Annotated in this window: 18 protein-coding genes and 1 other RNA gene; 11 read left to right on the top strand and 8 right to left on the bottom strand. The window is 74.8% G+C overall.

Going from position 1 to position 21,448, the window contains the following annotated elements; all coding sequences use genetic code 11:
• Nucleotides 1–111 precede the first annotated feature (111 nt).
• Nucleotides 112–669, bottom strand: a complete 558-nt coding sequence (locus tag OO48_RS19935; RefSeq protein WP_033218157.1) for a GlcG/HbpS family heme-binding protein — start codon at nt 667–669, stop codon at nt 112–114.
• A gap of 324 nt (nt 670–993) precedes the next feature.
• On the opposite strand from OO48_RS19935, the gene OO48_RS19940 reads away from it, so the two are divergent.
• The 7 genes from OO48_RS19940 to OO48_RS19970 all read left to right on the top strand — a co-directional run bounded on the left by OO48_RS19940 (nt 994) and on the right by OO48_RS19970 (nt 8,985).
• Nucleotides 994–2,184, top strand: a complete 1,191-nt coding sequence (locus tag OO48_RS19940; protein ID WP_033218159.1) for a sensor histidine kinase — start codon at nt 994–996, stop codon at nt 2,182–2,184.
• 78 nt (nt 2,185–2,262) lie between these two features.
• Nucleotides 2,263–2,892: a response regulator gene (locus tag OO48_RS19945; protein WP_033218161.1), complete on the top strand. Its 630-nt coding sequence runs from the start codon at nt 2,263–2,265 to the stop codon at nt 2,890–2,892.
• Between the two features lie 378 nt (nt 2,893–3,270).
• Entirely contained in the window at nt 3,271–4,182 is a 912-nt protein-coding gene (locus OO48_RS19950) for a carbohydrate ABC transporter permease (RefSeq protein WP_033218163.1), read from the top strand.
• A complete protein-coding gene (locus OO48_RS19955) occupies nt 4,179–5,084 on the top strand; it encodes a carbohydrate ABC transporter permease (RefSeq protein WP_033218165.1) in 906 nt (301 codons plus the stop codon). The genes OO48_RS19950 and OO48_RS19955 overlap by 4 nt, the downstream gene beginning before the upstream one ends.
• Nucleotides 5,085–5,210: 126 nt before the next feature.
• The gene (locus OO48_RS19960) at nt 5,211–6,599 is read left to right on the top strand and encodes an ABC transporter substrate-binding protein (protein WP_033218166.1); all 1,389 of its coding nucleotides are present in this window, start codon (nt 5,211–5,213) and stop codon (nt 6,597–6,599) included.
• Between the two features lie 255 nt (nt 6,600–6,854).
• Entirely contained in the window at nt 6,855–7,811 is a 957-nt protein-coding gene (locus tag OO48_RS35250; protein WP_051732341.1) for a hypothetical protein, read from the top strand.
• Between the two features lie 289 nt (nt 7,812–8,100).
• Nucleotides 8,101–8,985 carry a hypothetical protein gene (locus OO48_RS19970; protein WP_033218167.1) on the top strand — a complete coding sequence of 295 codons (885 nt, stop codon included), beginning with the start codon at nt 8,101–8,103 and terminating at the stop codon, nt 8,983–8,985.
• A 261-nt stretch (nt 8,986–9,246) separates the two neighbouring features.
• Here OO48_RS19970 and rnpB read toward each other — a convergent pair.
• The 3 genes from rnpB to OO48_RS19980 all read right to left on the bottom strand — a co-directional run bounded on the left by rnpB (nt 9,247) and on the right by OO48_RS19980 (nt 12,618).
• Nucleotides 9,247–9,647, bottom strand: an RNA gene (gene rnpB / locus OO48_RS35270) — RNase P RNA component class A.
• Nucleotides 9,648–9,660: 13 nt separating this feature from the next.
• The gene (locus OO48_RS19975; protein ID WP_106970364.1) at nt 9,661–11,124 is read right to left on the bottom strand and encodes an MFS transporter; all 1,464 of its coding nucleotides are present in this window, start codon (nt 11,122–11,124) and stop codon (nt 9,661–9,663) included.
• A 39-nt stretch (nt 11,125–11,163) separates the two neighbouring features.
• On the bottom strand, nt 11,164–12,618 hold the full coding sequence (locus tag OO48_RS19980; RefSeq protein WP_033218168.1) for an RNB domain-containing ribonuclease: 1,455 nt from the start codon (nt 12,616–12,618) through the stop codon (nt 11,164–11,166).
• Between the two features lie 262 nt (nt 12,619–12,880).
• Between OO48_RS19980 and yaaA the strand changes: the two genes are divergently transcribed.
• Nucleotides 12,881–13,678, top strand: a complete 798-nt coding sequence (gene yaaA / locus OO48_RS19985; RefSeq protein ID WP_033218170.1) for a peroxide stress protein YaaA — start codon at nt 12,881–12,883, stop codon at nt 13,676–13,678.
• Between the two features lie 18 nt (nt 13,679–13,696).
• Here the strand turns inward: yaaA and OO48_RS19990 are convergent, their stop codons facing one another.
• The 3 genes from OO48_RS19990 to OO48_RS20000 are packed head-to-tail and all read right to left on the bottom strand — an operon-like array spanning nt 13,697 to nt 16,482.
• Complete coding sequence (locus OO48_RS19990; protein ID WP_425338563.1) at nt 13,697–14,860, bottom strand: bifunctional RNase H/acid phosphatase; 1,164 nt, start codon at nt 14,858–14,860, stop codon at nt 13,697–13,699.
• A 5-nt stretch (nt 14,861–14,865) separates the two neighbouring features.
• Complete coding sequence (locus OO48_RS19995) at nt 14,866–15,609, bottom strand: zinc ribbon domain-containing protein (RefSeq protein WP_033218179.1); 744 nt, start codon at nt 15,607–15,609, stop codon at nt 14,866–14,868.
• Nucleotides 15,610–15,645: 36 nt separating this feature from the next.
• A complete protein-coding gene (locus OO48_RS20000) occupies nt 15,646–16,482 on the bottom strand; it encodes a Nif3-like dinuclear metal center hexameric protein (protein WP_033218181.1) in 837 nt (278 codons plus the stop codon).
• A gap of 567 nt (nt 16,483–17,049) precedes the next feature.
• Here OO48_RS20000 and OO48_RS41350 point away from each other — a divergent pair.
• From OO48_RS41350 to OO48_RS20010, 3 genes are all read left to right on the top strand, one after another.
• Complete coding sequence (locus tag OO48_RS41350; protein ID WP_483413975.1) at nt 17,050–17,709, top strand: class III lanthionine synthetase LanKC N-terminal domain-containing protein; 660 nt, start codon at nt 17,050–17,052, stop codon at nt 17,707–17,709.
• Complete coding sequence (locus tag OO48_RS35255) at nt 17,706–19,649, top strand: alpha/beta hydrolase family protein (RefSeq protein WP_051732342.1); 1,944 nt, start codon at nt 17,706–17,708, stop codon at nt 19,647–19,649. The genes OO48_RS41350 and OO48_RS35255 overlap by 4 nt, the downstream gene beginning before the upstream one ends.
• A 238-nt stretch (nt 19,650–19,887) precedes the next feature.
• Nucleotides 19,888–20,094 (top strand): hypothetical protein, encoded by a 207-nt coding sequence (locus tag OO48_RS20010; protein WP_157845494.1) that lies wholly within the window; start codon nt 19,888–19,890, stop codon nt 20,092–20,094.
• 99 nt (nt 20,095–20,193) lie between these two features.
• Here the strand turns inward: OO48_RS20010 and OO48_RS20015 are convergent, their stop codons facing one another.
• Nucleotides 20,194–21,273 (bottom strand): alcohol dehydrogenase catalytic domain-containing protein, encoded by a 1,080-nt coding sequence (locus OO48_RS20015; RefSeq protein ID WP_033218185.1) that lies wholly within the window; start codon nt 21,271–21,273, stop codon nt 20,194–20,196.
• Between the last annotated feature and the right edge of the window lie 175 nt (nt 21,274–21,448).

Genomic DNA, 21,448 nt, shown 5'->3' on the forward strand with positions numbered 1-21,448 from the left:
GTGGCGTCCGGAGGGACGTCGAGGGGCCCCGCGGGCCCGCTCCTCCGGGAGCGGGCCCGCGGGCTGTGCGCCGCCGGTCTCGGGGCGGCCGGCGGCGTGACCCGCGGTGGGTCACTTGTTGAGGGCGTCCACCCCGGCCTGGGCGAACTGCTCGTCCTGGTCGCCGCTCGGGGCGCCGGCCACGCCGATGCCCGCGATCGGGGCGCCCTTGACCTGGACCGGGGCGCCGCCGCCCAGGAACAGGGTGCCGGGGATGTCCTTCAGGTTCGGGGCCTGGGCCAGGCGCTTGACCAGCTCGGAGGTCGGCGCGTTCCAGGACACCGCGGTGTAGGCCTTGCGCTCGGCCGACTCGAAGGCCTGCGGGCCGGAGCCGTCGCCGCGCAGCTCGACGATCACGTTGCCGTTGCGGTCGACGACGGCGACGGCGACCTTCTGGCCGGCCTTGGCGGCGGCGTCCAGGCTGGCCTGGGCGGCCTTGGTGGCGGCCTCGACCGTCAGGTGGGTGGACTGGAAGGTGTTCTTGTTCTGGACGTCGGAGTTGACCGCGGCGGCGGGGGCCGCGTTCGGGGTCTCGGCGCTGGCGGAGACGGCACCGACCACGCCGGCCCCGACCACGACGACCGCGGCAGCACCGGTGGCGACGCGGGTGCGGGTGCTCAGCTTCTTCATTTTCAGCTCCTGTATCGGGGTCTGCATCGGGGGCTGTACCGGGGATCGGCGTTTCGGTCCGGCGCCGGATTCCTGTGCGCTCCGGCCTCGGCATCCATGTTTCGCCCCGGCACCCCCTCCCCGGATCGGCGGACCGGCTCGCTCCGCGGAGCATGATGGACGACATCCGTGTCAACCGATCGGTGGATGTGCGGGCGGCCGCCCCGGTCCACCATCGCTATGACGGGCGTGACGCAGCGTGATCCTCCGTGATCGAGCGTCACACCGCGTCGCTCCGCCGGGAGCCCGGCGGGAGACCGGCAGAACGCGAAGGAGGCCGCCGTGATGCGTCAACCCCTGTCCCGGGCCATCGACCCGGACGCGGGCTGGCTCACCGTCGTGATGCGGTTGGCCTTCCTGCTGCTGCTCGGCACCTCGCTCGCGAGGTACCTGGCGCACCACCTGTACAGCCCGCTGACGCCCTGGGTGGTGGCGCTGAGCCTGGCACTGGCCGTGGGCCACCTGTCGGGGCTGTCGGAGCGGCGGCCGGCCTGGCTGACGGCGGTACTGGCGAGCTGGGCGGTGCTGGTGCTGATGGCGCCGAGCTTCGCCTGGTGCGCCGTCCCGCTGGTGTACACGGTGCTCCGGGCGCTGCCGCCACGGGCCGCGATCCCGCTGGTGACGGCGCTGACGGTGCTGGTGGTGGTGTCCGAGCTGCGGCTGCCGGGCGGCTTCGACCCGACGATGCTGCTGCTGCCCCCGGCCGTCGCCGCGCTGGCCACCGCGGTGTTCCTGTACATGCAGCGGCAGGGCGCCCGGCAGCGGAAGCTGATCGTCGACCTGATCCGCACCCGGCGGGAGCTGGCCGCGGTGGAGCGCCGGCAGGGCGCGCTGGCCGAGCGGGAGCGGCTGTCGGTGGAGATCCACGACACGCTGGCCCAGGGCCTGTCCAGCCAGCAGATGCTGCTCCAGGCCGCGGAGCGGACGTGGCAGCAGGATCCGGCGGCCGCCCTGGGCCACGTCCGGACGGCCGCCGCGATCGCCTCGCGCAACCTCGCGGAGGCCCGCCGCTTCGTCCACGACCTCGCCCCGGCCGACCTGGCGGAGCAGGGCACCCTGGAGGCCGCCCTGGAGGCGCTGGCCGACCGGGAGGCCGCGGAGAGCGGCCTGGCGGTCCGCTTCCACCTGGACGGGCCTCCGATACCCATGCCGGCCGCCGCGCAGTCCGCCCTGTTGCGGATCGCGCAGGGCGCGCTGGCGAACACCAGGGAGCACGCCCGGGCCGAGCACGCCTCGATCACGCTGTCCTACCTGGGCGACCAGGCGGTGCTGGACATCGCGGACGACGGCTGCGGCTTCACCCCCGGCCGGTCCGACCGGGGCGAGCGCGGCGAACGGGCGGGCGACGGGAACCGCGGGCACGGGCTCCCGGCGATGCGGGCCCGGCTGCGCCAGCTCGGCGGCACGCTCACCATCGAGTCCGCCCCGGGCGAGGGCACGGTGGTCTCCGCGGCCATCCCGCTGGCGGGCCGCTGAGCCGACTCCGACGCCGGAGCCGGCACCGGAACCGACCGGTAGCGTCGGCCGCCGACGGCAACACGAGAGGAGCTGTTCATGAACGACACCGTCCGGTTGGTCATCTGCGACGACCACGCCATGGTCCGGGCCGGGCTGCTGGCCCTGCTGTCCAGCGATCCGGCGATCGAGGTGGTCGGCGAGGCCAGCACCGGGGAGGAGGCCGTCTCGCTGTCCGCCGCCCTCCGGCCGGACGTGGTCCTGATGGACCTCCAGCTCGGCGCGGGCATCGACGGGGTGGAGGCCACCCGGCGGATCCTCGCCGGTCCCGGCCACAGCCACGTCCTGGTGCTGACCACCTTCGACACCGACACCGACATCAGCCGGGCGATCAGCGCGGGCGCGACCGGCTACCTGCTGAAGGCGGAGAAGCCGGAGGAGCTGTTCGCCGCCATCCGCGCCGCGTCGGCGGGCCGGCCCGCCCTGTCCCCGCCGATCGCCTCCCGGGTGATGGCACAGATGCGCTCCCCGCTGCCCCAGCTCACCGACCGCGAGCAGGACATCCTCGACCAACTGGGCCAGGGGCTCGGCAACAAGGAGATCGCCCGGGCGCTGTTCATCAGCGAGGCGACGGTGAAGACCCACCTCGGCCGGATCTACGCCAAGCTCGGCGTGGACACCCGCTCCGGCGCGGTGGCCATCGCCAAGGAGCGCCGCCTGCTGCGCTGACACCTCCCGCTCCGTCCCACCGCCCCGCCATCCCAACCGCCTCACCACCTCCACCGCCTCACCACCCCGAGCGCCCCACCGCCCCCACCGCCTCACCGCTCCTTGACAACCGAACAGACACCCACCGAACGGCCGCCGAACAGCTACGAGCGCCCCCGCCCCACCCCCAACCGCTCTGCTGCGTACCGGACCTGACGAACCGGCGGCTTCCGGGAGGTGCAGAAGTGGCGGGAGAGGGGTAACCACACGAGGCCCTCCGCTTCTGACGCGAACGCGTAAGAAAGGCGCCACCCTCCGCTCACCTCCCCCTCGCCGACCTGTCGTTCGGGCGCGACACGGTTTGGCCGGAACCGACGTCACGAAAGGCGGACGCGCACCATGCCGACCGCACCACCCCCGCCGGCGCGTCCGCGCCGTCTCGGGGAGCACGGGCTCGCCTGGGCGTTCCTGCTCCCCTCGGTCGCCGTCTTCGCCCTGTTCATCGGCTATCCGCTCGGGCGCACCCTCTACCTCAGCGCGCACGCCAACGACCTGTTCGGCGCGCCCTCGCGGTACGTCGGGCTGAAGCACTACACCGACCTGCTGGCCTCCGCCGAGTTCCGCGACACCCTGCTCACCACCGCCCTGTTCGTGCTGCTCACCGTCGTCCCCGGGGTGCTCGGCGCGCTGGCCGTGGTGCTGCTGCTGGAGGGCCGGATCCGCGGCGTCCGGCTGCTGCGCTCGGCCTTCGCCCTGCCGTTCGCCTTCTCGGTGGCCAGCGCCTCGGTGGTCTTCTCGGTCTTCTACAACCCGGCCAGCGGGGTGCTCAACGGGCTGCTCTCCCAGTTCCACCTGGGGCCGGTCGGCTGGCTCACCGACTCGCGGTACGCGCTGCTCTCGGTCGCCGCGTCCACGGTCTGGATGAACCTCGGCTACAACGTGCTGGTGCTGTCCGCCGGCATCGGCTCGATCCCCGACGAGATCACCGAGGCCGCCCGACTGGACGGCGCCTCGGGGCTGCGGCTGGCCCGCTCGATCACGGTCCCGCTGCTCGGCCCCAGCCTGTTCTTCCTGACCGTGGTCTCCACCGTGAACGCGCTGCAGAGCTTCGGCCAGATCCACATCCTGACCAGGGGCGGCCCGGACGGCGCGACCCGCACCCTGGTCTACTCCGTCTACCAGAATGCCTTCGCCTACGGCTCCAGCGACTTCGGCACCGCCAGCGCCCAGGCCGTGGTGCTGCTGGTCGTCGTCCTGGCCTGCACCGGCGTCCAGTTCGGCACCCTGGAGCGGAAGGTGCACTACGCATGACGGCCGCCCCCGCCGAGACCGGCACGCCCGCCGCCTCCGCCCCCGCCGCCCCGGCCCGCACCGCCCGGCGCCCCCGCCGGAGCCCGCGCGGCAGGCTCGCCACGGCCGTGGTGTACCTGCTGCTGCTCGCCGCCGTGCTGACGGTGCTCTTCCCGGTCTACTACGTGTTCGCCGGCGCGTTCATGCGCCCGGACGAGATCGCCGGCTACCCGCCCTCGCTGGTGCCGCACTCGCTCACCGGGCGGAACTTCTCCGGCGCCGTGCACGCGGTGCCACTGGCCCGCCAGTACGCCAACTCGGTGCTGGTGGCCGGCGTGATCACCGCGGCACAGCTGTTCACCTCGGTGCTGGCCGCGTACGCCTTCGTCTTCCTGCCGCTGCGGGCCCGCCGGGTGGTGTTCGGGCTGTTCCTGGCCACCCTGATGGTGCCGTGGGAGTCCGTGGTCATCCCCAACTACCTGACGCTGTCCGGCTGGGGGCTGGGCAACACCTACTTCGGGCTGGTGCTGCCGTTCCTGGCCTCCGCCTTCGGGACGTTCCTGCTGCGGCAGTCGTTCCGGCAGTTCCCAGCCGAACTGCGGGACGCCGCCCGGATCGACGGGGCGGGCCACTGGCGGTTCCTGTGGCGGATCCTGGTGCCGCTGAACCGGCCGGTGCTGGCGGCGCTCGCCGTCTACGTGTTCCTGTCCGCCTGGAACCAGTACTTCTGGCCGCTCATCATCACCCGCACCGCGGAGATGCAGACCCTGCAGATCGGCCTGTCCACGCTGCGCGACTCGGAGATGGCCGACCCCGGCCTGATCCTGGCCGGCGTGGTGCTGTCGCTGCTGCCCACCCTGGTGCTGGTGCTGTTCGGTCAGCGCTTCATCGTCCGCGGCCTGACCGCCGGCGCCGTCCGCTGACACACCGTCCGCTGATGAGCCATCCGCTGACGAGGCGTCATTCACCCTGCGCGCGAGCACCATCCGCTCCCGCAACCGTTCCCGCCCCACTCTCCCGGTACCCACCCTCGCAGAAGAGAGAAGCCCGTGAAGAAGAGTGCCCGCGCGCTCGCCGCCCTGCTGGTGTCCGGCCTGGCCCTGACGGCCTGCAGCTCCGGCGGATCCGGCGGCGGCGCCTCCGGTGACGCCGCCGCGCCCGCCGCCTCCGCCCTCGACCAGGCGTCCGGAACGACCACCGTCGAGTTCTGGCACTCGATGACGGGCAAGAACGCCGAGGCGCTGACCGCCCTGGTGACCGAGTTCAACGCCGCGCACCAGGGGAAGATCGAGGTGAAGCCGGTCTTCCAGGGCTCCTACGACGACCTGATCGCCAAGTACAAGGCGTCCGTGCAGCAGAAGGCCACCCCGGCGCTGGTGCAGGTCTACGACATCGGCACCCGCTTCATGATCGACTCCAAGCAGACCGTCCCGACCCAGGCCTTCGCCGACCGGGACGGCTACTCGCTGGACGACCTCCAGCCCAACATCCGCAACTACTACTCGGTCGACGGCAAGCTCGCCTCGATGCCGTTCAACTCCTCGGTGCCGCTGCTCTACCTGAACACCGACGCCTTCCGGGAGGTCGGCCTCGACCCGGCCCAGCCGCCCGCCACGCTGGCCGAACTCGGCGACCTGGCCAAGAGGTTGACCAAGAAGGACGGCAGCGGACAGACCGTCAGGTACGGCTTCGGTGCGGCCGTCTACGGCTGGTTCGTCGAGGAGCTGCTGGCCGAGTCCGGCTCGCTCTACTGCGACAACGGCAACGGCCGGACCGGCAAGGCCGCCAAGGTCTCCTTCGACACCGCCAAGGGCGCCGAGGTCGTCCAGTGGTGGGCCGACCTGGTCAAGGGCGGCTACGCGGCCAACACCGGCCGCCAGACCACCGACGCCCAGGCCGCGTTCAAGGCCGGCACGGTGGCCATGCACCTGGAGTCCACCGGCGTGCTGCGCGGCTACACCGAGGCCGCCAAGTTCACCGTCGGCACCGCGCCGTTCCCGAAGACCGCCGCCGGCGACCAGGGCGGCCCGGTCATCGGCGGCGCCTCGCTGTGGATCTCCGGACCGGGCCACTCGGACGCCCAGAAGCGGGCCTCCTGGGAGTTCGAGAAGTTCCTCGCCTCCCCCGAGCAGCAGGCCGCCTGGCACACCGGCACCGGCTACTTCCCGGTCAACACCAAGGCCCTGGACGTCGCCGCCGACAAGCAGTGGGTCGCCAAGTACCCCCAGTTCCAGACCGCCATCGACCAGTTGGCCGCGACCAAGCCCACCCCCGCCACGGCCGGCTGCCTGCTCGGCGTGATGCCGCAGGCCCGCAAGGGCGTCGAGACCGCGATCGAGCAGACCGTCTCCGGCTCCAAGACCGCCCAACAGGCCCTGGCCGACGCCGCGAAGGAGCTCCAGCCCGCCATCGACGGCTACAACGCCTCGGTCGGCTGACACCCCGCTCCCCCGCCCCCGCCCCGTCCGCCACACCCGCCACAGGGCCCTGACACACCGTCCGCCACACCCGCCGCAGGGGTCCGGCCGCCACGCCGCCGGGCCCCTGCGGCACGTCGTGTGAAGACTTGCCGCCGGAGCGTCGGGCACTTTGTGTGCAGTCGACACCTACCCCGTCTGTCGGGGTGTCGGCCGGAGGGTGTATTAATTCTCCGCCGGATCACACAGGCCCGGCTATTCTCTGGAGGGGGATAAATGCGTAACAGCACGCTCAAGCGTGCCGCCGCGCTGCTCATCGGCGCGGGCGCTCTCATGGCCGCCACCATTCCTGCGGCGTCCGCCAACGCGGCCCCGAAGGTGGACACCAGCAAGGCCGAGGTCGTCAAGCGCGCGCTGCCGAAGTCCGTGGCGCCGAAGCAGTCCCGGACCGCCAAGTCGGCCGCCGCGGCGACCGACCCGGTCGTGACTCCGACCTACGCGCTGCTGAACCCGGGCGCCGTCCTGAAGTCCGGCACCGACCTCGTGGTGGGCAACACCACGCTGTCGATGCAGACCGACGGCAACATGGTGCTCTACTTGAACGCCGGCAACGGCTCGCACATCCAGGTGCTGTGGAGCAGCAAGACCTGGGGCAACACGGGCGCCTACGGCGTCATGCAGTCCGACGGCAACTTCGTGATCTACCGGGCGGGCGGCGAGTCGGCCGGCGCCGTGTGGAGCACCCAGACCTGGAACAAGCCGAACTCCGCGTTCGCGCTCTACCAGGGCGACCTGTCCGTCAGCGACGAGACCACCTACTACTGGGAGAGCCAGACCGGCTTCCTCCCGGTCCGGGACGCCGCGGGCAACTACGGCGAGACGCCGTCGGACATCCTGAAGAACGACCAGGCGCTCTTCCCGAACACCTGGATGGAGTCGTCCACCACCGTCCTGGTCATGCAGGGCGACGGCAACCTGGTGCTCTACCGCAAGAGCGACGGCAAGGTCATCTGGTCGTCCAACACCTGGGGCCACCCGGGCGCGCTGGCCGTCCTGACCGACACCGGGATCTTCGGCGTGGCGGACCAGAACAACGCGTACTGGTACACCAACACCTCCGGCAACTACGGCGCCTACGTCAAGGTCCAGTCCGACGGCAACGTCGTGCTGTACCGCGCGGGCGGCGAGTCGGCCGGCGCCGCCTGGGCCAGCAACACCTGGGGCAAGGCCTGATCCACCCGCGGGCCTTCGGGCCCTGAGGTGATCCGGTAGTGCGAGGAGGGGAGCAGTCGCACCGCGGCTGCTCCCCTTCGCCGTCCCCGGCCCGTTCCGTCCCGCCGGCGCCCGCCGGAGGGACGGCGGGGCCCCGCGCACGGCCGGTGCCCCGCCCGTCGGGGGGCCTTCGCAGGGGTGCGCAGAACAGCCTTCGCAGGGGGCGCCCGGCACGAGGGCGCGCAACGCGAGGGGGCACAGAACCCGGGCCGGACCGCCAGAGGTCCGGCCGCTCGTTGGAGGGGGATACATGCACACCAGCACGCTCAAGCGTGCCGCCGCGCTGCTCGTCGGCGCGGGAGCTCTCATAGCCGCCACCGTTCCCGCCGCGTCCGCCGACCCGGCGCCGGCGGGCCTGTCCCCGCGGGCGACCGCGGCGGGCGACCCGACCTACCTGAAGCTGGCCCCGGGCGCGACCCTGGCGTCCGGTCAGAACATGGTGCTCGGCAACACCACGCTGTCGATGCAGTCCGACGGCAACCTGGTGCTCTACTTGAACGCCGCCAACGGCTCGCACATCCAGGTGCTGTGGTCGACCGGCACCTGGAACAACCCGGGCGCCTACGCCGTCATGCAGACCGACGGCAACTTCGTGATCTACCGGGCGGGCGGCGAGTCCGCCGGCGCCGTGTGGAGCACCCAGACCTGGAACCAGCCCGGTGCCGTCTTCGTCCTCACCGAGGGCGACCTGCTGGTCGGTTCGGACCAGACCGGTGCCGTCTCCTGGGAGTCCAAGACCGGCTACCTCCCGGCCCTGGTCAACGGCGAGCCCACGGCGCAGCCCGCGGACACCATCGCCCCGGACGCGAGCCTGGGCGCCAACCACTGGGTGGAGTCGAGCAGCACCGTCCTGATCATGCAGGGTGACGGCAACCTCGTCCTGTACCGCAAGAGCGACGGCGCCGCCGTCTGGGCGACCGGCACCTGGAACCACCCGAACGCGATCGCGGCCGTGAACGGGGCGTCCGGCCTCTTCCACGTCTCGATCCGGGCCTCGCGGTACTGGGACAGCGGCAGCCCGAACTCCCCCGGCGCCTACGTGAAGGTGCAGGGCGACGGCAACGTCGTGCTGTACCCGGCGGCCGGCGAGTCGGCCGGCGCCCTGTGGGCGTCCGGCACCTGGGGCAAGGCCTGATCCAGGCCGGCTCCCGGAGCCCGAGGGGGGTGGCCGCGCCGCGGCCGCTCCCCTTTTCCGCGCTCCCGGGGGCGGCGGGGAAAACGGCGCGCGAAATTTCCGGGCCCTTTATGGAGTGGCCACGACAAACGCGGGGAGTTCGCACCCGATCACAGCTCGGTGCGGCGGAACCCGGAACCGGGATACGGGATACGGAACCCGGGATACGGAACCCGGAACCGGCGCCGGCGGGCGGCGTGCGGAAGCGGGGACCGGAGGCGGCGGACGAGTCGGCCTGTACGCCGGGTTCTGTCTCCCAGGCCGCTCGCGCGGCCGGGGGAGGCGGCCATCCATCTAGGGCTGCCGTTGCCGACAGCCTCGTGCGGTCTACCCGCGGGCTCGGGCGAGCAGCCCTCGAACACCCGCGCACGGTGCCCGGGGGCACCGATCTTGACCTTGCTCCGAGTGGGGTTTACCGAGCCGGCCGAGTCACCTCGGTCGCTGGTGGTCTCTTACACCACCGTTTCACCCTTACCTGCCGCCGGAGCGGCAGGCGGTCTGCTTTCTGTGGCACTGTCCCGCGGGTCACCCCGGGTGGGCGTTACCCACCACCCTGCTCTGTGGAGCCCGGACGTTCCTCGGCGGGCCCCGAAGGGACCCGACGCGACCGCCCGGCCGGCTCGTCCGCCGTACTGGTCATCGTAGCCGCTCCGCGGGGTGCTCCCGCACGCCGCCCGGCCGCCGGTCGGAGCGGGCGGCGACCCGGGCGGCGGTGGCGGTGGCCCAGGGGGTGGTGGTGACCAGGCCGAGCAGCAGGACGGTCAGGCCGAGGCCGGTGACGATCCACCAGCCGGCGTGGGTGGCGGGGGTGAAGCCGCCGGCCGAGGCGACCGCGCCGGCGACCACGCTGCCGATCACCGCGACGCCCAGCGACTGGCCGACCTGGCGGCTGGTGGAGGCGACCGCGGCGGCCACCCCGGCCTGGGAGAGCGGCATGCCGGAGACCGCGGAATTGGTGATCGGGGCGTTGACCAGGCCGAAGCCGATGCCGAACAGGGCGTACGCGGGCAGCAGCAGGAGCGCGGAGGAGTCGGCGGTCAGCCGGGTCAGCAGCAGCCCGCTGGCGGTGATCGCCGCGCCGGAGACCAGCAGCGGCAGGCGCGGACCGCGACCGGCCACGATCCGGCCGGACAGCGGGGCGGCGACCAGGGTGAGCCCGGCCATCGGGAGCGTCCACAGTCCGGCCACCACCGGGGTGTAGTGGCGGACCTCCTGCAGGTAGAGGGTGTTGAGGAAGAGGAAGCCGCCGAGCGCCGCGAACGCGCACACCGCGGTGACGGTGGCGCCGGTGAACGGGGCGCTGCGGAAGAAGCGGGGGTCGATCAGCGGCTCGGCGACCCGCAGTTCCCACAGCGGGAAGGCGACCAGCGCGGCGGCGGCGAGGGCGGCCAGGGCGAGGATGCCGGGCGAGGTCCAGCCGTGGCCGGGGCCCTCGATGATCGCGGCGGTGCCGCAGCCCAGCAGCACCACCATCAGCAGCTGCCCGACCGGGTCGAGCCGGCGGGCCCGGGGCGCCCGGGACTCCGGGACGTACCGGAAGGTCAGCAGGCAGGCGGCCAGCCCGACCGGCACGTTGATCAGGAAGACCGACGGCCAGCCCGCACTGTCCACCAGGAGGCCGCCGATCAGCGGGCCGAGCGCCATGCTGATGCCGATCACGCCGCCCCAGACGCCGATCGCCCGGGCCCGCTCCCCGGGGTCGGTGAAGGTGTTGGTGATGATCGACATCGCCACCGGGTTCATCATCGACCCGCCGACCGCCTGCACCGCGCGGAAGCCGATCAGCCAGCCCAGCCCGGGGGCGAGGCTGCACAGCAGCGAGCCGAGCACGAACAGCACCAGCCCGGTCATGAACACCCGCTTGCGGCCGATCCGGTCGGCCACCGAGCCGGAGAGCATCAGCAGCGAGGCCAGCACCAGGGTGTAGGCGTCGATCACCCACTGGAGGCCGGAGGCGGGCGCGTCCAGGTCCTCGCGGATCGCGGGCAGCGCGATGTTCACGACGGTGTTGTCCAGGCCGACGATGAACAGGCTGAGGCAGCAGACGGCCAGGATCAGCAGCCTGTGACGGCGGTCCGGCGCGGTGATCGGTCGGCTCATCATCCGATCCTCCCACCGCCTCCTGAACGGTTCCTGGGACTACCCGGCGGCCGCCAGCGCGAACCGGACGGACCGGGTCGCCGGATCGGCCAGGGTCAGCCGGACGGTGACCCGGCGGCCCAGCGGCAGCCGGTCGGGGGCGTCGCACTTGGCGACCACCGCCGGGTCGCGCAGCTGCACCGTGCCCACGGTGGGGCGGCGCTCGTCCACGTCGACCACCACCGCCTCGAACTCCTCGCCCTCCCGGCCGCGCAGCAGCTCGGTCTCCACCAGGTCCACGCAGGCCCGCTCCACCTCGTGCGCCCGCCGGTCGCCCGACTCCATCAGCCCCGGCACCAGCGGCAGGGCGTCCCGCACCCAGCCCGGCACGTCGGTGCCGCCCGCCACCGCCGCGCAGACCTCCAGCGCGTACCGGTCGCCGAGCCGGCGCAGCGGCGCGGTGCAGTGCGCGTACGGGGCGGCCAGCGCGGCGTGGACCGGGTCGGCGGGCGGGGCGGTGCCCCGGGCGGTGTCGAAGGCCCGGTAGCCGGCGCCGCGCAGCAGGCCGGTGCACTCGTTGAGGAAGGCGGCGTCGGCGGTGCGGCCCGGGTCGAGCGAGCGGATCAGCGCCGGGTAGGGCAGGCCCTCCGGCCAGTCGACGCCGAGCGCGGCGGCGGTGCGGCGCAGCCTGTCGTACGCGGGCACGGGGGCGGCGGGCAGGGTGCGCAGCAGGCCGATCCCGGCGTCCAGCATCAGCTCGGCGGCGGCCGTCCCGGTCAGCAGCGAGATCTGCGCGTTCCAGCCCTCGGCGGGGCGCGGCGCCCGGTAGCCGAGCCGGTAGCCGCCGTCCTCGGCGGTCACCTCCTGCTCGGGCACGGGCAGGCTGACGCCGCCGCGCTCCCGCTCCCGGGCCTCGCGCAGGGCGCCGACCTCGGCGAGCAGGGCGAGCTGTTCGTCGGCCCGGCCCGCGTCGATCCTGGCCTGGACGCCCGCGTAGTCGAGCCGGCGCCGGGAGCGGACCCGGGCCCGGCGCAGGTCGGCCAGGACCAGCGCGCCGTCGGCGTCCAGGTCGAGCTGCCAGAGCAGGGCGGGCCGCAGCTCGCCGGGCAGCAGGCTGGCGGCGCCCTCGGAGAGCCGGGCCGGGTGCAGCGGCACGTTCCCGTCCGGGAAGTACAGCGTCTGCACCCGGTGCGCGGCCTCGGTGTCGATCGCCCCGCCCGGGGTGACGTACGCGCCGACGTCGGCGATCGCGTAGTGCACCCGGTAGCCGGTGCCCCGGCGGGACAGCTGCATCGCCTGGTCCAGGTCCCGGGAGTCCGGCGGGTCGAGGGTGAACAGGTCCAGGTCGGTGGCGTCGAACTCCGGCAGCCGGGGCAGCGCGGCGGCCCGGTCGGCCTCCGCGAGCACCTCCGGCGACCAGTCGGTGCGGATCTCCAGGCGGGTCCTGAGGTCGGCGAGCTCGGTGTTGATCCTGGCGGTCTGGGCGGCCCGGACGCTGAGGTGTCGGCGCGGCATGGTCGCAGCGTAAGCGGCGGTGGCGTGGAAGGCGCGGTGAAACAGGCGTGAAGGCGGTTGTGGCGCACGGGGATTGACCACGGGGACGCCGGGGCCGCGACGGTGCGGACGGGCGCGGGGGGCGCTCCGGCGACGGGTGCGGGCGTCCGGAACGGCGGGGGGCCGCGCTCCCCCTCCCGGGTGTTCCGGGATTCGGGACGCGCCCGGGCGGTCGTTAGGGTGGTCGGGTTCGGGTGCCACGGGTTGTCGAAGGGGTGTCGTCGTGCTGGTTCTGCTGCCGCCGTCCGAGGGGAAGGCCGCGCCGGAGGCGGGTGCGCCGGTGGAGCTGGCGGAGTTGTCGCTGCCGGGGCTGACCGGGGCGCGGCGGCGGGTGCTCGGCGCGCTGGTGGAGCTGTGCGCCGGGGACGAGGAGCGGGCGGCCGGGGTGCTGGGGCTGAGCAAGGGGCTGCGCGGGGAGGTGGGCAAGAACGCCGGCCTGCTGACGGCGGGGGCCCGTCCGGCGGGCGAGGTCTACACGGGGGTGCTGTTCGACAACCTGGGCCTGGCGAAGCTGGACGAGGCCGCGTACGCCCGGGCGGAGCGTTCGCTGCTGGTGTTCTCGGGGCTGTGGGGCGCGGTGCGGATCGGCGACCGGATCCCGCCGTACCGCTGCTCGATGGGCGTGAAGCTGCCCCCGCTGGGCGCGCTGGGCGCGTACTGGCGGGGCGAGTTGGACGCGGTGCTGCCCGAGGTCGCGGACGGCCTGGTGCTGGACCTGCGCAGTTCGGCGTACGCGGCGGCGTGGAAGCCCGCCGGGGCGGTCGCGGGCCGGACGGTGACGGTGCGGGTGCTGCAGGAGCGCGAGGTGGACGGGGTGCTGAGGCGATCGGTGGTGTCGCACTTCAACAAGGCCACCAAGGGCCGGCTGGTGCGCGACCTGCTCGCGGCCGGCACGGAGCCCGCCGCCCCCGGCGAACTGGTGGACGCGCTGGAGCAGTCGGGCCACCGGGTGGAGGTCTCGGCGCGCGGCACCGACCGCAGGCCGTGGCAGCTGGACGTCGTGGTGACCGACGTCCACTGACCGCCCGCCGGGGGTGCCTCAGCGCAGGTGCGAGGTGTCGTTGAGCAGCCGCACCGAGGCGTTGCCGTCGCTGTAGTACTGGACGGCGCAGAGCGAGGCCGCGGACAGTTCCATCCGGTGCACGGCGTCCGGCGGGGCGCCCAGGGCGAGCCGGACCAGCGTCTTGATCGGGCTGACGTGGGAGACCACCAGGACGGTCTGCCCGGCGTACCGGGCGGTGATCCGGTCGCGGGCCCGGGCGACCCGCTGGGCCAGGGTGGTGAGGGATTCGGCGCTGCCGGTGGGCTTGGCCCGGGCGGAGCCGAGCCAGGTGGTGAGGTCGTCGGGGTGGCGCTCCATCACCTCGGCGAAGGTGAGCCCCTCCCAGTCGCCGAAGTCGAGTTCGCGCAGGTCCTCCTCGATCCGCACCTCCAGGCCGAGCCGGCGGGCGGTGGCCTCGGCGGTCTGCCGGGTGCGCAGCATCGGGGAGGCCACCACGGCCTGCACGGTGCCGCGGGCGGCCAGGGCCTCGGCGGCGCGTTCGACCTGCCAGCGGCCCTTCTCGGAGAGGCCGGGGTCGCTGCCGGTGCTGCCGGAGAAGCGCTTGAGCGGGGTGAGCGGGGTCTCGCCGTGGCGCAGCAGCACGAAGGTGGTGGGGGCGCCGAGGTCGGCGGGCGCGGCCCAGCCGGCCCTGGGCGCGGACGCGGCGGGCACCGGTTCGTCCACCGCCGCGGGCACGGGCGCGGCGGGCCGGGCGGCGGGCTCCCACCGGCGGCCCCGCTGCCCGGCGTCCATCGCCTCGTTGGCGAGCCGGTCGGCGTCCTTGTTGCGCTCGCGCGGGATCCACTCGTAGGTGACGTTCCCGGCCGGGAGGACGGTGCGGGCCTCGGCGGCCAGCGGCCGCATGTCGGGGTGCTTGACCTGCCAGCGCCCGGACATCTGCTCGACGACCAGTTTGGAGTCCATCCGGACCGCGACCCGGGCGTCCGGGTCGAGGTCGCGGGCGGCCCGCAGTCCGGCGATCAGGCCCCGGTACTCGGCGACGTTGTTGGTGGCGTGGCCGATGTACTCGGCGGCCTCGACCAGGACCTGCCCGGTGCCGGCGTCGCGCACCACCGCGCCGTAGCCGGCCGGCCCCGGGTTGCCCCGGGAGCCGCCGTCGGCCTCGACGACGTACCGGGCGCCCGCCACCGGATCCCGCACGGGGATCAGACGCCCGACTCGCCGGTGCGGACCAGGATCCGGCCGCAGTTCTCGCAGCGCAGCACCTTGTCGGCGGGCTCGGCCTTGATCGCGTTGAACTCGGTGATCGAGAACTCGGTGCGGCAGCCCTCGCAGCGGCGCTGGTAGAGGCGGGCCGCGCCGGTGCCGCCCTGCTGCTCGCGCAGGCGCAGGTAGAGCTTCATCAGGTCGGCGGGGATGACGTTGGCGACGGCCTCGCGGTCGCGGCGGACCTTGTCGGCCTCGGCGTCGATCTCGGCGAACTTGGCGTCCCGGCGGCCCTCGGCCTCGGCGACCACCACGGCGGAGTGCTCCAGGCGGGCGGTCAGCTCGACGACCCGGGTCTGGGCGGACTCCAGCCGCTCCATCACCTCCAGGACGATGTCCTCCAGGTCTCCCTGGCGCTTGGCCAGCGAGGCGTTCTCGTGCTGGAGGTTCTCCAGGTCCCTGGAGGAGCCGACCGCGCCGGAGTCCATCCGCTGCTGGTTGCGGGCGGCCCGGGCGCGGACCTGCTCGACGTCCGCCTCGGCCTTGGCCTGCTCGCGGGTGGTGTCGCCGAGCTGGGCCTGGGCGGCGATCACCAGGTCCTTGAGGGCGGTGTGGTCGGCGGCGGCCTTGTCGATCTCGGCGTGCTCGGGCAGGGTGCGGCGCCGGTGGGCCAGCTGGTCGAGGCGGGAGTCGAGGGCCTGCAGGTCGAGCAGGCGGTTCTGGTCGGCGGGCGCGGCGTTCACGCGGCAGGGCTCCTGTTGAGTTGGTTCGGCGGGAGGTCAGGGGGCGTACGGCATCGGCGCGTGCGCCGTCCACGGGTCGGTGACCCGGGTGGAGACGCGGGTCTCCAGCGGCCAGCCGCGGCTGTCGGCGCGGCCGGTGAGCTCGCGGGCGGCGAGGGTGAGCCAGGGCCACTCGGTGGCCCAGTGCGCGGCGTCGACCAGGGCGACCGGGGCCGCCTCGACGGCCTCGGAGGCCGGGTGGTGCCGCAGGTCGGCGGTGACGTACGCGTCCACGCCGGCCGCGCGGGCCTCGGCCAGGAAGGAGTCGCCGGAGCCGCCGCAGACCGCGACCCGGCGGACGAGCCGCTCCGGGTCGCCGGCGGCGCGGACGCCCGCGGCGGTGGCGGGCAGCCCGGCGGCGACCTGCGCGGCGAACGCGGCCAGCGTCATCGGCTGCGGCAGTTCGCCGATCCGGCCGCTGCCCCGGCGGCCCGCCGGGTCGGTCGGGTCGGCCACCAGCGGGCCGGTGACCTTCAGCCCGACGGCCTCGGCCAGGGCGTCCGAGACGCCGGGGTCGGCGTGGTCGGCGTTGGTGTGCGCGACGTGCAGGGCGATGTCGTGCTTGATCAGGGTGTGCACCACCCGGCCCTTGAAGCCGGTGGCGGCGACGGTGGTGGTGCCGCGCAGGTAGAGGGGGTGGTGGGTGACCAGCAGGTCGGCGCCCCACTCGACGGCCTCGTCCACCACGGTCCGCACGGGGTCGACGGCGAACAGCACCCGGCGCACCTCGGCCCCGGGGTCGCCGCAGACCAGGCCCACCGCGTCCCAGGACTCCGCCCAGCGCGGGGGGTAGACCTCTTCGAGCACGGCGATGACGTCGGACAGTTTCGGCACCTGTCGAGACTACCGCGTGCCACGGCCGGCCCCGGTCGCGCGCCCGTTCCCGCCCCGGCGTGCGGTCCCGGCCCGAGCGTCGTACACCTGCGCGTCAACCCGGCCGAGGGCGGCGGGCGGGGGCTCCGGACGGTGCCCCGGCGGGCCCGCGGAGCGGAGCTGACCGGCGGCCGCGCGGCACGCCCTGCCCACACACCCCGGGCGAACGGATTCGAAAACGAAACTGGATCACCCTTACGGGTGAAGTGACCCGACCGGTGTTGAGTCGCACCCTCCCCGAAAGTAACTTCTAGTCCTGCGAACGAGAGTTGCCTCGACCAGGGGGGTCGAAAAAGGCGACCGGCCGCAATTCCCCCGTGCGACGCGTGGAATTCCGCGTGGAACCCCGGCGAATTCGGCGGGCGCCGCCGAGGCTCTCGCGACTTCCGCAGACCGCTCGGTCGAGTCCACCGCGAAGGGGTGTGAAGCAGATGGGGACGGGCACACCGCCGCGCAGGACAGGGGCCGGGTCCGGTCGACGACGGGCCGGGTGTGGACGGCACGTCGGTGGAGGCGGCACGGGCGGCCGTGGCCGGCAGCAGGGCCCGGGGAGGCGGCGGCGACCGGGCGGTCGCCGCCGGGGGCTCCTGGTGCACGGCGCGGCCGCCCGGCCGCGGTCTCCCCGTCCGGCGCCGGGGGCCGGGGCCGCACGCCGGCGCGGCCTCCCCGGCGGCGGTCGGGGTGCTGTCCGCCGTGGCCCCGGTGATCGCCGGCGGTCCGTGCGCCTTCGAATTCACCGCCGACCGGAATCGGCTCCGCGAAATCGGTTCCCGGAAGAACGGGCGCGGCCCGGCCGGGAAATTCCTCACCGCCCGCCCGGGCGGCGACGAGCAATTCCGGCGGCGGCTCGCCGAGGAACTCCACCTCGCCACCGCCGGAATGTCCGGGCCGGTGGTAACCCCGACCGCCCGCCCCGGGCGGCCGACCCCGTCGAGGGGGCGGGATCGGCCCCCGGCGGCGGACCGGCACCCGGCGGCACCGGCAGGGGCTCGGAGAGCGGCGGGGACTCGGAGAGCGGCGGGCCCGCGCCGCCGGAGGTCGCGTCCCGTCGAAGCCCCGTGCCGCTCCCGGCCTGAGGACGGAACCGGAAGCCGATACCGCGCACGGGCGGTGAACCCGCAGCCGCCACGGCCCCGCCGTTCCCCGGGCCCCTGGACGCTCCGTCTCCCGAAAGGCGATCCCCGATGAGCACGCAGACCGTGCACCTCGCGTTGCGACGGCTCGGCTTCACCTTCGCCGACGACGGCTCGCACGCCGCGTGCCTGGCCGCCGGGGCCGACGGCGGGTGGTACGCGGAGAGCTGGCGCCTTCCGGCGGAGGGACCGGCCGTGCCGACCGCGCTGCCGTCCCGGGAGGGGCTGCGGGCGCAGCTGCTCGCGCTGCCGGACGGCCGGGTGCTGGTGTGCCGGCACGACGGGGACCGGCACGCGCTGGTGCTGCTGGCGGCCGAGGTCCCGGAGGTGCCGTTGGCGGCGCTGCGGCTGCCGGGTCTGCGGATGCTCGCGGTGCCGGGCGGAGCGGCGGCGGGGGGCCCGGCCGGGGGCGCCCCGGTCGCGGTGCTGCTGGGCACGGACGCCCGTCCGGTGACGACGGTGTGGCTGCTGGCGGCGGACGGCTCGGCGCCGCGGGAGGTCGCGCAGTTGCCGGGGGTGCACGGCGGCGGGGTGTGGCTGGACGCCGCGGGGCGGCTGCTGGCGCTGGACCGGGTGGTCGGCGGGATGGTGAAGACCGTCGTGCTGGATCTCGAACTGGCTTCCACCACACCGCTGTTGGAGCTGGGCGCGAGCAGCAACGACCGGCTGGTGCTGTTCGACCCGGCGACCGGGTTCGGGATGCTGCGCAGCGACGCGCCGGGGGTGGACCGGCTGGGCTGGGCGCTGATCGGCGGCGGTGAGCCGGTCCGCTTCCCGGACTGCCTGCACCAGCCGGGGCGGCTGCTGCGTCCGGTGGCGGCGGCGCCCGGGTCGGCGCCGGGCGCGGAGCCGCAGGTGGTGCTGCAGGTGGACCACGGGGCGTCGTCGGCGCTGGTGCTGTGGCGGGCGGGCGAGAAGCGGTTGCGTCCGCTGCCGGTGCCGCCGGGCCGGCTGGGGGCGGTCGGGCACTGGTCGGCGGCGGGGCTGCGGATGCCGTACTCGGCGCCGGACCGTCCGGCGGCGCTGGCCACGCTGGACGTGGCGGCGCTGCTGGTGGCGGAGCCGCGCCCGGAGGCGGCCCCGATGGCGTTGCCGCTGCCGCTGGCGCCGCTGGACTCGCCGTCCTCCCGGCGGACGGGCCCGTCGGCCCCGGAGGCCCCGGCGGGCTGGCGGCTGGACGGTTCGGCGGCGCCGGGGGACGGGAGCCGGTGGCGGCCGGCGCAGTGCCTGGAGCTGGCCGGTCCGGCCGGTCCGGTCGAGTCGGTGGTGTACGGCGGCGACGGGTGGCTGTCGGCGCCGCACCTGGTGCTGGCGCTGCACGGCGGACCGGCGGACGCCTGGCGGCTGGAGTTCGATCCGGCGCTGCAGCGGATGGCGGCGGACGGCCTGGCGGTGCTGGCGCCGAACCAGCGCGGTTCGACGGGGTACGGCCCGGAGTACGCGATGGCGATCCGGGGCGCCTGGGGCGGGCCGGACCTGGAGGACGTGCTGGCGCTGCTGGAGGGCGTGGCGGGGCAGCGGGCGGCGTTGGGGCTGGAGCCGCCGGCGCTGTTCGGGGTGAGCTACGGCGCGTTCCTGGCGCTGCTGGCGGCGGCGCACGCCCCGGCGGGGTCGGTGTCGCGGTGCGCGGTGGTGGCGCCGTTCCTGTCCGGCGGGCGGCTGCTGGCGGAGGCGTCGGCGCCGGTGCGGGCGCTGACCGCCCGGCTGGGCGGCGACCGGGTGGTCGAGGACGCGCGGGGGCCGCGCGACGTGCTGCGGGTCGCGGACCGGCTGCGGGCGCCGCTGCTGGTGGTGCACGGGGACCGGGACGAGGTGGTGCCGGTCGGCCAGTCCCGTTCGCTGCGGCACGAGTTGCTGCGGCTGGGGCGGGTGGAGGGCGTCGACTTCCGGTACGTGGAGGCGGCGGGGGCGGGGCACGAGGTGCTCGCCGAGGAGGGCGCGGCGGCGGTGCACGAGCTGCTGGCGGGCTTCCTGCGCACCGGCCGCCCGGCCTGACGCCCCGGCGGAACGCCCGGGTCCCCCGGCGCCGTCCGCCGGGGCCGCGGCTGCTGCGGGTCCACCGTCGTTGCGCGGCGCCGGCTCCGGGTTCCGCTCCCCGGCCCGAAGCAGCACGGGCCTTCGGCGGACCCCGGCCTTCAGCGGCACGGCCCCGCCGCTCCCCGGGCCCCTGGTCGCTCCCGCCCCGCGCGGAGGTTCACCGTGCGCCCGGCCGGGGTTTCGGTAGGCTCCGATGATGTTCGGCGGCACCGACCACGCCCGCTTCCTTCGCCCGGAGAAGACCGACCTGATGTCCGAGACCATCGACGGCACCACCGAGCACGGCCACCGCGCGCCGGGCACCGACGAGACCCCCGACGGCGGGGCGCACGGCCGGCACCGGGGCACCACCGCCGGCGACGACGCCCCGGAGGCGGACCCGCACGGCCGGCACCGCCGCTGACCCCGGGTCGCCGCGGGGGAGCCCCGGAAGAGACCACATCGCACCGGTCCGGCGCCCCCGGTTCCCGTCACCGTCCTGACGGGGACCGGGGCGTCGGCGTCAGTCGGTGAGCAGGACGGTGCGCAGCGCCTCGCCGGCCCGCATCTGCCCGATCGCCTCGTTGACGCGTTCCAGCGGCAGCCGGTGGGTGATCATCCCGGCCAGGTCGAGCCGTCCGGCGCGCCACAGGTCGATCGCCAGGCCGACGGTGCGGCGGACGTCGCCGCCGCCGTACAGCGAGGGCAGCAGCCGCTTCTCGTTGAAGAAGAGTTCGCCCATGTGGAAGGAGACTTCGTCGTCCCGGGCGCCCGCGCCGATCACCACGACGGCGCCGCCGCGCCGGGCCGCGTCGTAGCCGGCCCGGACGGTCGCGGCCCGGCCGACCGCCTCGAACACGTGGTCGTAGCCGCCGGCGGGCAACTCGCGGGCGGCGGACTTGAGTTGCTCGGGAGCGATGGCGTCGGTGGCGCCGAAGCCGAGGGCCCGTTCACGCCGGGAGGCGACGGGGTCGACGACGGTGATCCGGGCGGCTCCGCTGATCCGCGCGCCCTGGACGGCGGCGACGCCGACGCCGCCCGCCCCGATCACGGCGACGGTCTCGCCGGCCCGGACCCCCGCGGTGTTGACGACCGCGCCGAGCCCGGTGGTGACGCCGCAGCCGATCAGGGCGGCGAGCTCGAAGGGCAGGTCGGCGGGCACCGGGATGACGGTGTCGGCGGCGACCACGAGCTCCTCGGCGAACGCGCCGGTGCTGTAGAAGCCGTACGCGTCGGTGTCGCCGCCGATCCGGAAGGTGGGGGTGGTCAGGCGGCGGATCGAGGCGGTGCACAGGTGGGTGCGCCCGGCCAGGCAGGCGGGGCAGCGGCCGCAGGGGGGCATCCAGCAGAGCACCACCCGGTCGCCGGGGGCGAGGCCGGTGACGCCCGCGCCGACCTCGACCACCTCGCCGGCGCCCTCGTGGCCGGGCACGAACGGGGCGGGCTGCGGCAGGACCCCGGCCATCGCCGACAGGTCGGAGTGGCAGAGGCTGGCGGCCCGGACCCGGACCCGGACCCTTCCGGGCCCGAAGCCGACCGCCTCGACGTCGTCGCGGACGTCCAGGGCGTCCTGTCCGGTCTGCTGCAGGATCGCTGCGCGCACGGGCTGCTCCCAGGGTGTTCGGCCGCCGGTGACGGCGGGGTGACGGCCTGCGGTGGAACACGTTCCACCACGGCCGCCCCTGTATAGCGCATCCCCGCCCGGTGCGCCGGTCCGCTCGGCGGCGGTGCGGGACAGCGCTTCCCCCCGGTCGTCCGGTGTGGCAGGATCCGCCGCC

This window comes from Kitasatospora phosalacinea (assembly GCF_000716545.1).
In the GTDB taxonomy this organism is placed as follows: domain Bacteria; phylum Actinomycetota; class Actinomycetes; order Streptomycetales; family Streptomycetaceae; genus Kitasatospora; species Kitasatospora phosalacinea.

What these genes read in the sequence shown, in the direction of transcription:
- OO48_RS19940 (WP_033218159.1), top strand. Translation starts at nt 994, where the DNA reads ATGCGTCAACCCCTGTCCCGGGCCATCGACCCGGACGCGGGCTGGCTC.
- OO48_RS19980 (WP_033218168.1), bottom strand. Translation starts at nt 12,618, where the DNA reads ATGCCGCGCCGACACCTCAGCGTCCGGGCCGCCCAGACCGCCAGGATC.
- OO48_RS19950 (WP_033218163.1), top strand. Translation starts at nt 3,271, where the DNA reads ATGCCGACCGCACCACCCCCGCCGGCGCGTCCGCGCCGTCTCGGGGAG.
- OO48_RS19955 (WP_033218165.1), top strand. Translation starts at nt 4,179, where the DNA reads ATGACGGCCGCCCCCGCCGAGACCGGCACGCCCGCCGCCTCCGCCCCC.
- OO48_RS35250 (WP_051732341.1), top strand. Translation starts at nt 6,855, where the DNA reads ATGCGTAACAGCACGCTCAAGCGTGCCGCCGCGCTGCTCATCGGCGCG.
- OO48_RS19970 (WP_033218167.1), top strand. Translation starts at nt 8,101, where the DNA reads ATGCACACCAGCACGCTCAAGCGTGCCGCCGCGCTGCTCGTCGGCGCG.
- OO48_RS35255 (WP_051732342.1), top strand. Translation starts at nt 17,706, where the DNA reads ATGAGCACGCAGACCGTGCACCTCGCGTTGCGACGGCTCGGCTTCACC.
- OO48_RS19975 (WP_106970364.1), bottom strand. Translation starts at nt 11,124, where the DNA reads ATGAGCCGACCGATCACCGCGCCGGACCGCCGTCACAGGCTGCTGATC.
- OO48_RS20010 (WP_157845494.1), top strand. Translation starts at nt 19,888, where the DNA reads ATGTTCGGCGGCACCGACCACGCCCGCTTCCTTCGCCCGGAGAAGACC.
- OO48_RS19945 (WP_033218161.1), top strand. Translation starts at nt 2,263, where the DNA reads ATGAACGACACCGTCCGGTTGGTCATCTGCGACGACCACGCCATGGTC.
- OO48_RS19935 (WP_033218157.1), bottom strand. Translation starts at nt 669, where the DNA reads ATGAAGAAGCTGAGCACCCGCACCCGCGTCGCCACCGGTGCTGCCGCG.